Genomic DNA, 13,418 nt, shown 5'->3' with positions numbered 1-13,418 from the left:
CCCTGCCGGGGCAGGAGAACCCCCATTCTAGGCCGGACGCCGGCCCAGGGTGATGCGGTCGCGCTGCTCCAGGTCCTGCACGGTCTGCACCTCCGCAAAACCCGCGGCGTCGAACAGCGCGCGGATCGCCGCGCCCTGGTCCCAACCATGCTCGATCAGCAGCCAACCGCCGGGCAGCAGGTGGGCCTGGCCGCCGTCGACGATGCGGCGGATGTCATCCAGCCCGTCCACGCCGGAGGCCAGTGCGGTGGCTGGTTCGAAGCGCAGGTCGCCCTGTGCCAGGTGCGGGTCGTCGCTGGCGATGTACGGCGGGTTGCTGGCGATCAGGTCGAACCGCGCGCCCTGCAGCGGCGCATACCAGTCGTGCCCGCCCTCGGCGAAGCGGACGTTGCGCAGTTCATGGCGGGCGGCATTGCGCGCGGCCACGGCCAGCGCGCCCGGGCTGGCATCGGTGGCCAGCACCTGCGCCTGTGGCCGCTCGCTGGCCAGCGCCAGCGCGATGGCGCCGCTGCCGGTGCCCAGGTCGGCCAGCCGCAGCGCACGGTCCTGCGGCAGGCGCTCCAGCGCCAGCTCGACCAGCAGTTCGGTCTCCGGGCGCGGGATCAACGTGGCCGGGTCGACGTCCAGGTCCAGCGTCCAGAAACCGCGGCGGCCGGTCAGGTAGGCCACCGGCTCGCCGGCTACGCGGCGGGCCAACAGCGCTTCGAAGGCGGCCTGGTCGGCGGCGGCGAGCGGATCGGTGGCATGCGCGAACAGCCAGCTGCGTGGGCGTTCCAGCACGTGCAGCAGCAGCAGCTCGGCCTCGTGGCGGGCTTCGACACCGCCGAGGCGGGCACTGGCCTCGGCCACGACCTGGCGCAGGGAGGGTTCGGGTTGGAAAGACATCCCGCAATTGTAGAGCCGAGCCCATGCTCGGCTGCTTCTGGCGCAGTCGAGCATGGCTCGACGCTACAGAAAGCTGCAATCCGTTCAGGTTCCGTCGAAGGGGATAAGGAGGGGCTATCGGCCCCATTCAGCCGTCCCGGAAGATTTTCCTTGTCACACAGGCAGTTGCAGGATGAAAGCGGCCGGGTTCAGTGCCTGCTCATCGGCTTTTGATAGTCTGCATCTATCAAATAGATGCAATCAATGGATTGTTCTTATCGCGAGCGAATCGGTAACCTAGCTCCTGTCGATTCACCCACTCCCCTTCACCAGAGGAAAAATGATGTCCCTCATCAACACCCAGATCCAGCCGTTCGAAGCCAACGCTTACCACAATGGCGAGTTCATCAAGGTTTCCGACAACAGCCTGAAGGGCCAGTGGTCCGTCCTGATCTTCATGCCGGCCGCCTTCACCTTCAACTGCCCGACCGAGATCGAAGACGCCGCTGACCACTACGCCGAGTTCAAGAAGGCCGGCGCCGAGGTCTACATCGTCACCACCGACACCCACTTCTCGCACAAGGTGTGGCACGAAACCTCGCCGGCCGTCGGCAAGGCCCAGTTCCCGCTGGTCGGCGACCCGACCCACCAGCTGACCCGCGCCTTCGGCGTGCACATTGAAGAAGAAGGCCTGGCCCTGCGCGGCACCTTCATCATCAACCCGGAAGGCGTGATCAAGACCCTGGAGATCCACTCCAACGAGATCGCCCGTGACGTCGCCGAGACCCTGCGCAAGCTGAAGGCTGCCCAGTTCACCGCCGCCAACCCGAACCAGGTCTGCCCGGCCAAGTGGAAGGAAGGCGAGAAGACCCTGACCCCGTCGCTGGACCTGGTCGGCAAGATCTAAGGCAGTACCGGCCTGCCGTGGCCCCACGCCACGGCGCGCCCTTCATCCCCGTGCCGGTCCCCCCGCCGGCGTGGGGGTGAACCCAAGACAGCCAACGCTCGCCCGCCTTGGCCAGCCAGCCCCTTCCACGGTCGCTGTCTTGGGTTCACCCCTACCCCCTGCTGGTCCGCTACCTTCTACAGCGGTGCCACGCCCCCTGTTTGCCTGAAGCCAGGAGATGACCCGATGTTGGACGCCAACCTGCAGTCGCAGCTGAAGACCTATCTGGAGCGCGTGACCCGCCCGATCCAGATCACCGCGCACGCCGACGACGGCGCCAAGTCGCAGGAAATGCTGGAACTGCTGCAGACCCTGGAAAGCCTGTCGGACAAGATCACGCTGCAGGTGCTGCGCGATGGCCAGGGCCGCGTGCCGTCCTTCGACCTGGGCACCCCGGGCCAGGACATCCACCTGACCTTCGCCGGCCTGCCGATGGGCCACGAGTTCACCTCGCTGGTGCTGGCGCTGCTGCAGGTCGGCGGCCATCCGTCCAAGGCCACCGCCGAGCTGATCGAGCAGGTGCAGAACCTGGAAGGTGAATACAAGTTCGAAACCTACTTCTCGCTGTCCTGCCAGAACTGCCCGGACGTGGTGCAGGCGCTGAACCTGGCCGCGGTGCTCAACCCACGCATCCAGCACGTGGCCATCGACGGCGCCCTGTTCCAGGACGAAGTCGAGCAGCGCGAGATCATGTCGGTGCCGACCGTGTACCTCAACGGTGAAGTGTTCGACCAGGGCCGCATGACCCTGGAGCAGATCGTGGCCAAGCTGGACACCAATGCCAGCAAGCGCGATGCCGAGAAGATCGCCGCCAAGGACGCTTTCGACGTGCTGGTGGTCGGCGGTGGCCCGGCCGGCGCTGCAGCGGCGATCTATGCCGCACGCAAGGGCATCCGCACCGGTATCGCCGCCGAGCGTTTCGGTGGCCAGGTGCTGGACACGATGGCGATCGAGAACTTCATCTCGGTGAAGGAGACCGAAGGCCCGAAGCTGGCCACGGCGCTGGAACAGCACGTGCGCGAGTACGAGGTGGACATCATGAACCTGCAGCGCGCCAGTGCGCTGGTGCCGGCCGGTGAAGACGGCCTGGTGCAGGTGCAGCTGGAGAACGGCGCGGTGCTGAAGTCGCGCTCGGTGATCCTGTCCACCGGCGCGCGCTGGCGGCAGATGAACGTGCCGGGCGAAGACCAGTACCGCAACAAGGGCGTGGCCTACTGCCCGCATTGCGATGGCCCGCTGTTCAAGGGCAAGCGCGTGGCGGTGATCGGCGGCGGCAACTCCGGCGTGGAAGCGGCCATCGACCTGGCCGGCATCGTGTCGCATGTAACCCTGCTGGAGTTCGATTCCAGCCTGCGCGCCGATGAAGTGCTGCAGAAGAAGCTGCGCAGCCTGGGCAACGTCACCGTGCTGACCAGCGCGCAGACCACCGAAGTGCTGGGCGACGGCAGCCGCGTCACCGGCCTGGTCTACAAGGACCGCGTCGGCGGCGATGCCCACCGCGTCGAGCTGGAAGGCATCTTCGTGCAGATCGGCCTGCTGCCCAACACCGAGTGGCTGAAGGATGTGGTGGCGCTGTCGCCGCGTGGCGAGGTCGTCATCGACGACCGCGGCCAGACCAACCTGCCGGGCGTGTTCGCTGCTGGCGATTGCACGACGGTGCCCTACAAGCAGATCATCATCGCCATGGGCGCCGGTTCGACCGCCGCACTGAGCGCGTTCGACCACCTGATCCGCTCGTCGGTGAGCAACAGCAGCGGTGCCGTTGCTGAAGCAGCCTGATCCATCGTTCCCAGATCACCGGGAACATTGTCTGCCTGTCGGGTAACCACGCCGTCAGCCGGTCCGTTACCCCTGGGGTGTAAGGATGAACCTACGTGATCTGAAGTACCTGGTAGCCCTGGCCGACCACAAGCATTTCGGCCGGGCTGCCGCCTCCTGCTTCGTCAGCCAGCCCACGCTGTCGACGCAGATCCGCAAGCTGGAAGAAGAGCTGGGCCTGCCGCTGGTGGAACGCGCACCGCGCAAGGTGATGCTGACCCCGGCCGGGCAGGAAGCGGCGGCACGGGCGCGGGTGATCGTGTCCGAAGTGGAACAGCTGAAGGAAGCGGCGCGACGCAGCCGCGATCCGGAAGCCGGTACGGTGCGCCTGGGGATCTTCCCGACCCTCGGCCCGTACCTGCTGCCGCATGTGATCCCGCGCATCCGCGAGCGCTTCCCGGAGCTGGAACTGCTGCTGGTCGAGGAAAAGAGCGACGTGCTGCTGGACCGCCTGCGCGAAGGCAAGCTCGACGCCGCGTTGCTGGCCCTGCCGGTGATCGACGACCAGCTGCATGCCGAATTCCTGTTCGAGGAACCGTTCCTGCTGGCCGTGTCCGGACGCCACCCGCTGGCCCGCCGCGAACACCTGGACGTGCAGGAACTGGCCACGCAGAAGCTGCTGCTGCTGGAAGACGGCCATTGCCTGCGCGACCAGGCGCTGGAAGTCTGCCGCCTGTTCGGCGCCAACGAGAAGTCCGAGTTCCGCGCCACCAGCCTGGAAACGCTGCGGCAGATGGTCGCCGCCGACGTCGGCATCACCCTGCTGCCGAGCCTGTCGGTGCAGCCGCCGGTGCCGCGCTCGAACAACATCCGCCTGCTCGATTTCACCGGCGAAGGCCGTCCCAGCCGCCGCATCGCCATGATCTGGCGCCGCAGCTCGGCCATGAACGACTTCCTGATGGAGCTGGCCGACCAGTTCAAGCGCCTGCCGCAGGCGCTGTTCACCCTGGAGGCGCTCGATGCCGGCAGCGATGCACCGGCCCTGCCCGGCCCCGCGCTGAACGGCTGAGCCCCCGCAGTACCGGCCCGGAATCGGCAGGAGTCGATTCCGGCCGCATTTGTCCCCACAATACAGACAGGCGGCGCCAGCAGGTGCCGCCTTTTGCATGGCTTTCAACCAAGGAGCTTCACCATGAACACCGCCAGCGGCCTGCCGCCGTCGATCACCGTTTCTACCTTCGACATGGACCGCCTGGACGCCATGCTCGAATCCCCTGCGCTGAGCCAGACGCCTGCCGCGCTCGCGCTTGCTGAAGAACTCAACCGGGCCACCGTGCTGGCGCCGGACCAGATTCCCGAAGGCATCGTCATGATGCATTCGCGCGTGGAGTGCGAAGATGAAGTGTCGGGCGAGAAGCACGTCCTGACCCTGGTCTTCCCCCGCGAAGCCAACGTCGATGAAGGCAAGGTGTCCGTGCTGGCCCCGGTCGGCAGTGCCCTGCTTGGCCTGGCCATCGGCCAGAGCATCGACTGGAACGCGCCCGGCGGCCGCAAGCTGCGCCTGCGCGTGACCGCGGTCCACAACGACCGCCCCTGATTACCGCTGCGCACCGCGCGCGATTCGATCCCCCTGCACCAGGAGCCGTAATGAGTACCCCGTCCAAACTGTCCCAGCTGCGCGAACTGTCCGTGGTCGTTGCCGATACCGGTGACTACGACGCCATCAAGCGCCTGCAGCCGGTGGACTGCACCACCAACCCGACCCTGGTGAAGAAGGCGCTGGACCTGCCGGTCTACGCCGAGCTGATCGAACGCGAACTGGCCTGGGGCCGCCAGCAGGCGGGCGACCGCGAAGCCGTGGTGCACGCCGTGGCCGACCGCCTGACCATCGGCGTCGGCGCGCTGCTGAGCACGCTGGTGCCGGGCCGCGTGTCCACCGAAGTGGACGCCGACCAGGCCCACGACACCGCCGCCACCGTGGCCAAGGCTCGCCAGTTCATCCAGATGTACGCCGATGCCGGCGTGCCGCGCGAGAAGATCCTGATCAAGATTGCCGCGACCTGGGAAGGCGTGGAAGCGGCGCGCATCCTGCAGGCTGAAGGCATCGACTGCAACCTGACGCTGATCTTCAACCCGACCCAGGCGCTGGCCTGCAGCGAAGCCGGCGCGTTCCTGATCTCGCCGTTCGTCGGCCGCATCCTGGACTGGTACGTTGCCAACGGCCAGGCCCCGGACAGCATCGACGAAGACCCGGGCGTGAAGTTCGTGCGCGGCGTGTACGCCGAATTCAAGCGCCGCGGTTCGCCGACGGTGGTGATGGGCGCTTCGTTCCGTTCGACCGCGCAGATCGAAGCGCTGGCCGGCTGCGACCGCCTGACGATCTCGCCGGACCTGCTGGAGAAGCTGGACGCCGACCACGGCGAGCTGCCGCGCAAGCTGGTGGCCGGTGCGGCGGATGGCGTGGCGGTGACCCCGATCGATGCGGCGAAGTTCGCAGCCGACCTGGCGGCCGATCCGATGGCCACCGAGAAGCTGGCGACCGGTATCGATGCATTTGCCAAGGATCTGCAGGCGCTGCGCGAGCGCATTCGTTCGGAACTGTGAGGATTCCGGCCAACGGCTGAGCCCCTCGTGGCGGGGGCTTGGCCGCGAAGAGCGGGTCATGCGGTTGGCAGGGTGGGTAGGCCGTGCAGGGGACGCTGCAAGTACGTCCATGTAAGCTCGGTCGCCGCATCCATGCGGCTCACGCCCCTGCACGGCCTACCCACCCTGCCTTCGACAGTTTCCGGCGGCCGCCCGCCACGGATGAAAGAAAGAAGAGCAACAGCGGGTCGCGCGCTTCGCTTGCTTGGAGCGGAGCATGGCTCCGCTCTACAGGAAGCACTGCATACAAACAGAAAGGACGCGGCGAAAGCCGCGTCCTCTTTGTTTTCTTTCAGTTCGTCAGTAACCCATGCTCTTGCCCACCGTCACCGGGAAATGATCGGAGGCGGGACGGGTGCAGATGGCGGGACCGTCCACGGCATGGATGCCGTGGCCGAGCCCCCAAGGACGGGTTTACGGCGTGTCCCGCCATCTGCACCCGTCCCGCTCAACTCACAACAACCCAGAGCCGCTTTGGCTTTGGCAGTTGCTTTCAGCTTCTGCCCGCCGCAGGCGGACCACCGCGCGTCAGCGCGGCGCCTCCACATCCAACCCGATGGGGCAGCTCACGCCGGTGCCGCCGATGCCGCAGTAGCCGTTCGGGTTCTTCGCCAGGTACTGCTGGTGATAGTCCTCGGCGTAGTAGTACGCCGGTGCCGGGTACACGATCTCGGTGGTGATCGGCCCGTAGCCAGCCGCATCCAGCTGCGCCTGGTAGGCCTCGCGGCTGGCCAGCGCAGCGGCGTACTGTGCCTCGTCGGTGGCGTGGATCGCCGAACGGTACTGGGTGCCGGTGTCGTTGCCCTGGCGCATGCCCTGGGTCGGGTCGTGGCTTTCCCAGAACAGCTGCAGCAGCCGCTCCAGGCTCACCACCGCCGGGTCGAACACCACCTGCACCACTTCGGTGTGGCCGGTCAGCCCCGAGCAGACCTCTTCATAGGTCGGATTCGGGGTGATGCCGCCGGCATAGCCGACCGAGGTGCTGTACACGCCCGGTTCGGTCCAGAACTTGCGCTCGGCGCCCCAGAAGCAGCCCAGCGCGAAGCGGATCTGCTGCAGGCCGGCGAAACGGTCCTTCAGCGGATGGCTGTTCACGAAGTGCTGGTTGCTGTGCAGCGGCAGCGGTTGCTCGCGCCCCGCCAGTGCTTCTTCCGGGCGCGGCAGGCGCTGCTTGAAGGCGCCGATGCCGAGGATGCCCTGGCCAATTCCCAACATGATGCGCTCCTACGCCGGAAGGCCGGCTATGTCGTCTGCATCGGAAATGGGGTCGGCGGCGGCCTGGCCCAAGTCCAGCGCCGCGATGATCTCCTCTGCCTGCGGCCGCGCCGCGTCGGGGATGCCGACCCGCAGCACGCCGAACAACGGCAGCTCGCCCATCCCGCCCAGCAGCTGCTCGCCGAACACGAAGGCCGGGATGCCGGCGTTTTCCAGCGCGTGCTTGACCAAGTGGGCGTCGAACAGGTTGTCGGCCTTGTACACGATGTGCATGCGGCGGCTCCGTGGGACAGGGATCCAGCATACGCCCCGGGACTGAATGGTGGCGCTGTGCTCGCCGGCCAGCGGCCGGCACTACCGGAAGCGGAGTTGGTAGTGTCGGCCGCTGGCCGGCATTCCCACACCCCGCCAGGCAACCCCGCCCCTTACGCGCTAAACTGTTGGTCTTTCTGCCTTTCTCTTCGCCGACTTATGTCCGAGCACACCCCCGCCAGCCCCGAGACCCCCGCCGACAGCCACGAAAAGCGCGATTTCATCCGCCAGATCGTGCGCGAGGACCTGGCCAGCGGAAAGCACCAGGCGATCAAGACCCGTTTCCCGCCGGAGCCGAACGGCTACCTGCACATCGGTCATGCCAAGTCGATCTGCCTGAACTTCGGCATCGCCGTTGAGTTCAGCGGCGTCTGCAACCTGCGCTTCGACGACACCAACCCGGCCAAGGAAGATCCGGAATACGTCGCCGCGATCCAGGACGACGTGCGCTGGCTGGGCTTCAGCTGGAACGAGCTGCGCCACGCTTCGGATTACTTCCAGACCTATTACCTGGCCGCCGAGAAACTGATCGAACAGGGCAAGGCCTATGTCTGCGACCTGTCGGCCGAGGAAGTGCGCGCCTACCGCGGCACCCTGACCGAGCCGGGCCGCCCGTCGCCGTGGCGCGACCGCAGCGTCGAGGAAAACCTCGACCTGTTGCGCCGCATGCGCGCCGGTGAATTCCCGGATGGCGCGCGCACCCTGCGCGCGAAGATCGACATGGCCAGTGGCAACATCAACCTGCGCGATCCGGCGCTGTACCGCATCAAGCACGTCGAGCACCAGAACACCGGCAACGCGTGGCCGATCTACCCGATGTACGACTTCGCGCATGCGCTGGGCGACTCCATCGAAGGCATCACCCACTCGCTGTGCACGCTGGAATTCGAAGACCATCGCCCGCTGTACGACTGGTGCGTGGACAACGTCGATTTCGCCCACGACGACGCGCTGACCCAGCCGCTGGTCGACGCCGGCCTGCCGCGCGAAGCGGCCAAGCCGCGCCAGATCGAGTTCTCGCGCCTGAACATCAACTACACGGTGATGAGCAAGCGCAAGCTGATGGCGCTGGTCACCGAACAGCTGGTGGACGGCTGGGAAGACCCGCGCATGCCGACCCTGCAGGGCCTGCGCCGCCGTGGCTACACCCCGGCCGCGATGCGCCTGTTCGCCGAGCGCGTGGGCATCAGCAAGCAGAATTCGCTGATCGATTTCAGCGTGCTGGAAGGCGCGCTGCGCGAAGACCTGGACAGCGCCGCACCGCGCCGCATGGCCGTGGTCGACCCGGTCAAGCTGGTGCTGACCAACCTGCCGGAAGGCCACGAAGAACAGCTGACCTTCAGCAACCACCCGAAGGACGAGAGCTTCGGCAGCCGCGAAGTGCCGTTCGCACGTGAAGTGTGGATCGACCGCGAGGACTTCGCAGAAGTGCCGCCGAAGGGCTGGAAGCGCCTGGTGCCGGGTGGCGAAGTGCGCCTGCGCGGCGCCGGCATCATCCGCTGCGACGAAGTGATCAAGGACGCCGACGGCACCATCACCGAGCTGCGCGGCTGGCTGGATCCGGAATCGCGTCCGGGCATGGAAGGCGCCAACCGCAAGGTCAAGGGCACCATCCACTGGGTCAGCGCCGTACATGGCGTGCCGGCCGAGATCCGCCTGTACGACCGCCTGTTCTCGGTGCCGAACCCGGACGACGAATCGGAAGGCAAGACCTACCGTGATTACCTCAATCCGGAATCGCGCCGCACCGTCACCGGCTATGTCGAGCCGGCCGCGGCCAGCGCCGCCCCGGAGCAGTCGTTCCAGTTCGAGCGCACCGGCTACTTCGTCGCCGACCGCCGCGACCACACCGAGGCCAAGCCGGTGTTCAACCGCAGCGTGACCCTGCGCGACACCTGGTCGGCCTGAGGACCTGCGCGGGCGCCGGGAAGGCGCCCGCACGAATCCGACGATGATCACCGTCCTCTCCGCCCTGCTCTGGTTCATCTCGCAGCATCCGCTGCTGACGTTCTTTGCAGCGATGGTGCTGGCCGGTCTTGTCTCGTGGTGGCGGCGCTTTCCGGGCTACGCCATCGTGGTGTTCCCGCTGGCGATGCTCAACATCTTCCTCGGCCACTTCCTCAACGCCGCTTTCCTCAACGTGGTGGGCGAGCGCGGTGAAGCGGTGATCGTCAAGGCCGAGGAAACCAGCTCCACGCTCAACGAGCAGTCCATCTGGCGCTACGAGGCGGTGCTTCGCACGGCCGAAGGGCGCGATGTGGAAGTGGTGTTCCACACCAACACCGCCTCGCTGTGGCCGCTGGAAAACGCCATCCGCATCCCGGCGCAGAACCAGCCATTCGTGGTGAAGTACACGCCGGGCTTCCCGCGCAACTTCGTCATCCTCACCAACGAATCGCCGCACGGCATCGCGCAGGCCCGGGCCAGTGCGCGCGAGCGCGTGGAGGTGGCGGCGCGCAAGCTGCATTTCAGCCCGGGCAATGCCGATTTCCGCGCGGACTATCGCCGCGAACTGGAAACCTGGCTGCGCGATCATGGCAGCGACCCGCAGCAGCAATCCGACGCGCAGCGATATCGCGCCGAACTCGACGCGCTCGAGCGCTAGTTCCAGGCCCTGCCTGGATGTTCCGCCCCATCCATCCACAGGCCTGACATGACCACGACCTCCACCGCCCTCCTCCCGCTGCTGCAGCAGGTCCTGCAGGACGCCGGCATCGCCAGCCGCGCCGACGGTGGCGCGCTGCTGCTGGACAGCGGCCTGCGCCTGACCCCGCATGCGATGGCCGCGCACGCGCGCGACAACGGCGGCTGGCAGACCTCCACCGTCATCGAGGCCCAACATCCGGTGTTGTTCGCCGATGGCCTGTTCGAGTACCAGCACGCCAACGGTGCCGATGAGCAGGCGTCGCTGTTGTCCGGCTTCCAGGCCTGGGTGCGGGTGGACCTGGCGACCCTGCAGACCGCGATCGGCGCCGAAGATGCACAGGGCCTGCCGATGATGGGCCTGACCTATCCGGCCGGTGACGATGGCGAGGAACATCAGCGCACCGTGGTGCTGGGGCCGTTGGCGCACTACCGTGCGCAGGAAGTGGATGCATCCACCTGCAGCGAGGACGACCACGGCTCCTGCCCCTGCTGCCTGTTCACGCGCAGCATGGAGGCCTTCGATGAGCTGCTGAAAGCCCGCCAGTTCCTCGCCATCCGCCTGTTCGCCTCGCGCGATGCCGACGGCCTGTGCGAGGCCGATTGCCGGGTCAACGGTCACGACTTTGCCGCCGCCCTGCCCCTGCTGCGCGCCTATGCCGCCAGCTGGCCGCAGGCCGGGCTCGAGTTCCGCAAGCAGTACGTGGTGATCCGCACCGGCTCGCCGGACTGACCCACCGCCACACCCGATACAGGCCGGTGCAGCTACACTGCGCGCCGGTTTCCCAAGCAACCGCACCTTCTTCCATCCCATTACGAGGCACCCCCGCGATGCTGTACGCGCAAGTCCACCTGACCCTTCCCGCCTGGATCCACGACCAGATCGACCTGGATCGTCGATATCCGGGCGATGAGGCCAAGGTCGCGCTGGCGATCGAGCTGTCGCGGCTGAATGTCGAACACGCCAGTGGCGGCCCTTTCGGCGCGGTGGTGTTCGGCCCGGATGACAAGGTCATCGCCGCCGGCGTGAACCGGGTGATGCCGCACGCGACCTCGCTGGCGCACGCCGAGAACATGGCCTACATGCTGGCCCAGCAGCGCCTGCAGACGCCGCGCCTGAACGCAGTGCTGTCGCCGGTCACCCTGGCCACCAGCTCGCAGCCGTGCTGCCAGTGCTACGGCGCCACCGTGTGGGCCGGCATCGACCGCCTGCTGATCGGTGCCAACTCGGCCGACGTCGAGGAACTGACCCCGTTCGATGAAGGCCCGCTGCCGGCCGACTGGGTGGGCGAACTCAACAAGCGCGGCATCGAAGTGGTGCAGGGCCTGAACCGCGACGCCGCACGCAGCGTGCTGCGTGCCTATGGGGAAAGCGATGGCGCCCGTTACTGAGGCCGGCATCGGCTTGCTGTGCCTGTGCCGGCAGGGCTTCGAGCCCGAGCTGGCCGGCGAACTGCAGTTCCGCGCCGGTGAAGCCGGTTTCGCCGGCTACGCGCGCACCCAGCGCAATGACGGCTACGTGCTTTTCATGTGCGACGAAGCCGCCGCCCTGGCGCCGCGCCTGCGCTGGCGCGAGCTGATCTTCGCGCGGCAGAAGCTGGTGGTGCTGGCCGAGCTGCCGCAGCTGGACCCGGCCGACCGCATCACCCCGATGCTGGAGGTGCTGGCCGATGCGCCGCGCTTCGGCGACCTGTGGGTGGAGCACCCCGATTCGGACGCCGGCAAGCCGCTGTCCGGTCTGGCGCGCGCCTTCGGCAACGCGCTGCGCCCGGCGCTGCGCAAGGCCGGCAAGCTCACTGACAAGCCAAACAATCGCCTGCCGCGCCTGCACGTGGTGTTTGTCGACGGCACCCACGCCTTCGTCTGCGTGGCCGACCCGGCCGACAGCGCGCCGTGGGCACTGGGCATCCCACGCCTGAAGCTGCTGCCCGAAGCACCTTCGCGTTCAGCGCTGAAGCTGGACGAAGCGTTGCTGACCCTGCTGACCCCGGAAGAGCGCGAGACGCTGGCCAGGCCAGGCATGCGCGCGGCCGACCTCGGCGCCGCACCGGGCGGCTGGACCTGGGTACTGACCCGCCAGCACATGCACGTGCTGAGCATCGACAACGGCCCGTTGCGCCAGCACGTGCTGGACACCGGCCTGGTCGAGCACCTGCGCGCCGATGGCTTCCACTGGCACCCGGAACAGCCGCTGGACTGGATGGTCTGCGACATGGTCGAGCAGCCTCGCCGCGTGGCCGAACGCATGGCCACCTGGTTCCGCGAGGGCTGGTGCCGGCACGCGATCTTCAATCTGAAACTGCCGATGAAGAAGCGCTGGGACGAGACCCGGTTGTGCCTGGACCTGTTCCAGGACCAGGCCGGCAAGCCACTGATGGTCCGCGCCAAGCAGCTCTATCACGATCGTGAAGAGATCACCGTACTGGCTTCGCCGCTGCGCTGACCCGTCATCGGCGGCACAGGTTGCCGGGAGTACGCTCCCGGTACCCTCTGGCAAGGAGCCTGTCATGAACATTCCGCGTTCCGCCCTGCTGTTGGCCGCCCTGCTGGCAACCGTGCCGGCCATGGCCCAGCACGGCCCGTCCACGCCGGCGCAGAGCCAGCCGCTGGGCCCGACCGGCGGCGCCATCCGCCAGCAGCCGCTGGGCGCCGGCCAGGTCACCGGCAGTGTCGAGATTCCGCAGCCCGCCGGCGAAGCACACGTCACCGTTCGCTCGCTGGAGCCGAGCAGCGTGATCGGCCAGTACCGCATCCGCTTCAGCGACCTCGACGTGAACGGCGATGGCTTCATCAGCCGCCAGGAAGCACAGGCCAACCCGGCACTGGCCGATGAATTCAATTCACTGGACCGCAGGCACCGCGGCAAGCTGGACCGTGCCGACCTGGCCGGTTGGCTGGTTGATTGATCCGCCGTCGCGATCCTCATCCACGCATGGCGTGGATCTACTGAATCAACGCCGGTAGCGCAGCCCGCTTTGGAACTGAAAAAGGGGACGGAGGGGATTAAGTCGTATGTGCACATACGACTTAATCCCCT

14 protein-coding genes are annotated in these 13,418 nt (G+C 67.2%); 11 read left to right on the top strand and 3 right to left on the bottom strand.

Annotation, left to right across the window (positions count from 1 at the left end; translation table 11 throughout):
• Positions 1-27 precede the first annotated feature (27 nt).
• Positions 28-885: a peptide chain release factor N(5)-glutamine methyltransferase gene (gene prmC, locus AB1281_RS23880; protein ID WP_430347222.1), complete on the bottom strand. Its 858-nt coding sequence runs from the start codon at positions 883-885 to the stop codon at positions 28-30.
• Between the two features lie 322 nt (positions 886-1,207).
• Between prmC and ahpC the strand changes: the two genes are divergently transcribed.
• From ahpC to AB1281_RS23855, 5 genes are all read left to right on the top strand, one after another.
• Positions 1,208-1,771, top strand: coding sequence for an alkyl hydroperoxide reductase subunit C (gene ahpC, locus AB1281_RS23875; RefSeq protein ID WP_014036055.1), 564 nt, complete (start codon positions 1,208-1,210; stop codon positions 1,769-1,771).
• A 225-nt stretch (positions 1,772-1,996) separates the two neighbouring features.
• The gene (gene ahpF / locus AB1281_RS23870) at positions 1,997-3,589 is read left to right on the top strand and encodes an alkyl hydroperoxide reductase subunit F (RefSeq protein WP_430347221.1); all 1,593 of its coding nucleotides are present in this window, start codon (positions 1,997-1,999) and stop codon (positions 3,587-3,589) included.
• An 85-nt stretch (positions 3,590-3,674) separates the two neighbouring features.
• A complete protein-coding gene (locus AB1281_RS23865; protein ID WP_014646003.1) occupies positions 3,675-4,637 on the top strand; it encodes a LysR substrate-binding domain-containing protein in 963 nt (320 codons plus the stop codon).
• Between the two features lie 123 nt (positions 4,638-4,760).
• Positions 4,761-5,165, top strand: coding sequence for a nucleoside diphosphate kinase regulator (gene rnk / locus AB1281_RS23860; RefSeq protein WP_014036052.1), 405 nt, complete (start codon positions 4,761-4,763; stop codon positions 5,163-5,165).
• A gap of 50 nt (positions 5,166-5,215) precedes the next feature.
• Positions 5,216-6,172, top strand: coding sequence for a transaldolase (locus tag AB1281_RS23855; protein WP_430347220.1), 957 nt, complete (start codon positions 5,216-5,218; stop codon positions 6,170-6,172).
• Positions 6,173-6,739: 567 nt separating this feature from the next.
• Here the strand turns inward: AB1281_RS23855 and msrA are convergent.
• Positions 6,740-7,405, bottom strand: a complete 666-nt coding sequence (gene msrA, locus AB1281_RS23850; protein ID WP_075676626.1) for a peptide-methionine (S)-S-oxide reductase MsrA — start codon at positions 7,403-7,405, stop codon at positions 6,740-6,742.
• 30 nt (positions 7,406-7,435) lie between these two features.
• On the bottom strand, positions 7,436-7,699 hold the full coding sequence (locus AB1281_RS23845) for a DUF2007 domain-containing protein (RefSeq protein WP_075675316.1): 264 nt from the start codon (positions 7,697-7,699) through the stop codon (positions 7,436-7,438).
• Between the two features lie 198 nt (positions 7,700-7,897).
• On the opposite strand from AB1281_RS23845, the gene AB1281_RS23840 reads away from it, so the two are divergent.
• From AB1281_RS23840 to AB1281_RS23815, 6 genes are all read left to right on the top strand, one after another.
• Complete coding sequence (locus tag AB1281_RS23840; protein ID WP_430347219.1) at positions 7,898-9,646, top strand: glutamine--tRNA ligase/YqeY domain fusion protein; 1,749 nt, start codon at positions 7,898-7,900, stop codon at positions 9,644-9,646.
• Positions 9,647-9,689: 43 nt separating this feature from the next.
• Complete coding sequence (locus AB1281_RS23835) at positions 9,690-10,343, top strand: hypothetical protein (protein ID WP_430347218.1); 654 nt, start codon at positions 9,690-9,692, stop codon at positions 10,341-10,343.
• A 48-nt stretch (positions 10,344-10,391) separates the two neighbouring features.
• On the top strand, positions 10,392-11,114 hold the full coding sequence (locus tag AB1281_RS23830; RefSeq protein WP_430347217.1) for a DUF6348 family protein: 723 nt from the start codon (positions 10,392-10,394) through the stop codon (positions 11,112-11,114).
• Positions 11,115-11,212: 98 nt separating this feature from the next.
• Positions 11,213-11,773 (top strand): nucleoside deaminase, encoded by a 561-nt coding sequence (locus AB1281_RS23825; protein WP_004154307.1) that lies wholly within the window; start codon positions 11,213-11,215, stop codon positions 11,771-11,773.
• Positions 11,757-12,824, top strand: a complete 1,068-nt coding sequence (gene rlmM, locus AB1281_RS23820) for a 23S rRNA (cytidine(2498)-2'-O)-methyltransferase RlmM (protein WP_430347216.1) — start codon at positions 11,757-11,759, stop codon at positions 12,822-12,824. Before AB1281_RS23825 ends, rlmM begins: the two co-directional genes overlap by 17 nt.
• A 64-nt stretch (positions 12,825-12,888) precedes the next feature.
• On the top strand, positions 12,889-13,287 hold the full coding sequence (locus AB1281_RS23815; RefSeq protein WP_075675320.1) for a hypothetical protein: 399 nt from the start codon (positions 12,889-12,891) through the stop codon (positions 13,285-13,287).
• Positions 13,288-13,418 lie beyond the last annotated feature (131 nt).

Origin of the sequence: Stenotrophomonas sp. NRRL B-14846 (assembly GCF_050473585.1) — a bacterium.
Taxonomy (GTDB): domain Bacteria; phylum Pseudomonadota; class Gammaproteobacteria; order Xanthomonadales; family Xanthomonadaceae; genus Stenotrophomonas.
Note: the sequence above shows the minus strand (reverse complement) of the source record. Positions and strands in the feature narration are given on the sequence as shown.

Bases quoted from the DNA above. Each gene is read 5' to 3' on its own strand.
- rnk (WP_014036052.1), top strand. From the start codon at position 4,761: ATGAACACCGCCAGCGGCCTGCCGCCGTCGATCACCGTTTCTACCTTC.
- AB1281_RS23865 (WP_014646003.1), top strand. From the start codon at position 3,675: ATGAACCTACGTGATCTGAAGTACCTGGTAGCCCTGGCCGACCACAAG.
- rlmM (WP_430347216.1), top strand. From the start codon at position 11,757: ATGGCGCCCGTTACTGAGGCCGGCATCGGCTTGCTGTGCCTGTGCCGG.
- AB1281_RS23815 (WP_075675320.1), top strand. From the start codon at position 12,889: ATGAACATTCCGCGTTCCGCCCTGCTGTTGGCCGCCCTGCTGGCAACC.
- AB1281_RS23835 (WP_430347218.1), top strand. From the start codon at position 9,690: ATGATCACCGTCCTCTCCGCCCTGCTCTGGTTCATCTCGCAGCATCCG.
- AB1281_RS23825 (WP_004154307.1), top strand. From the start codon at position 11,213: ATGCTGTACGCGCAAGTCCACCTGACCCTTCCCGCCTGGATCCACGAC.
- AB1281_RS23855 (WP_430347220.1), top strand. From the start codon at position 5,216: ATGAGTACCCCGTCCAAACTGTCCCAGCTGCGCGAACTGTCCGTGGTC.
- prmC (WP_430347222.1), bottom strand. From the start codon at position 885: ATGTCTTTCCAACCCGAACCCTCCCTGCGCCAGGTCGTGGCCGAGGCC.
- AB1281_RS23845 (WP_075675316.1), bottom strand. From the start codon at position 7,699: ATGCACATCGTGTACAAGGCCGACAACCTGTTCGACGCCCACTTGGTC.
- ahpF (WP_430347221.1), top strand. From the start codon at position 1,997: ATGTTGGACGCCAACCTGCAGTCGCAGCTGAAGACCTATCTGGAGCGC.
- AB1281_RS23840 (WP_430347219.1), top strand. From the start codon at position 7,898: ATGTCCGAGCACACCCCCGCCAGCCCCGAGACCCCCGCCGACAGCCAC.
- AB1281_RS23830 (WP_430347217.1), top strand. From the start codon at position 10,392: ATGACCACGACCTCCACCGCCCTCCTCCCGCTGCTGCAGCAGGTCCTG.
- ahpC (WP_014036055.1), top strand. From the start codon at position 1,208: ATGTCCCTCATCAACACCCAGATCCAGCCGTTCGAAGCCAACGCTTAC.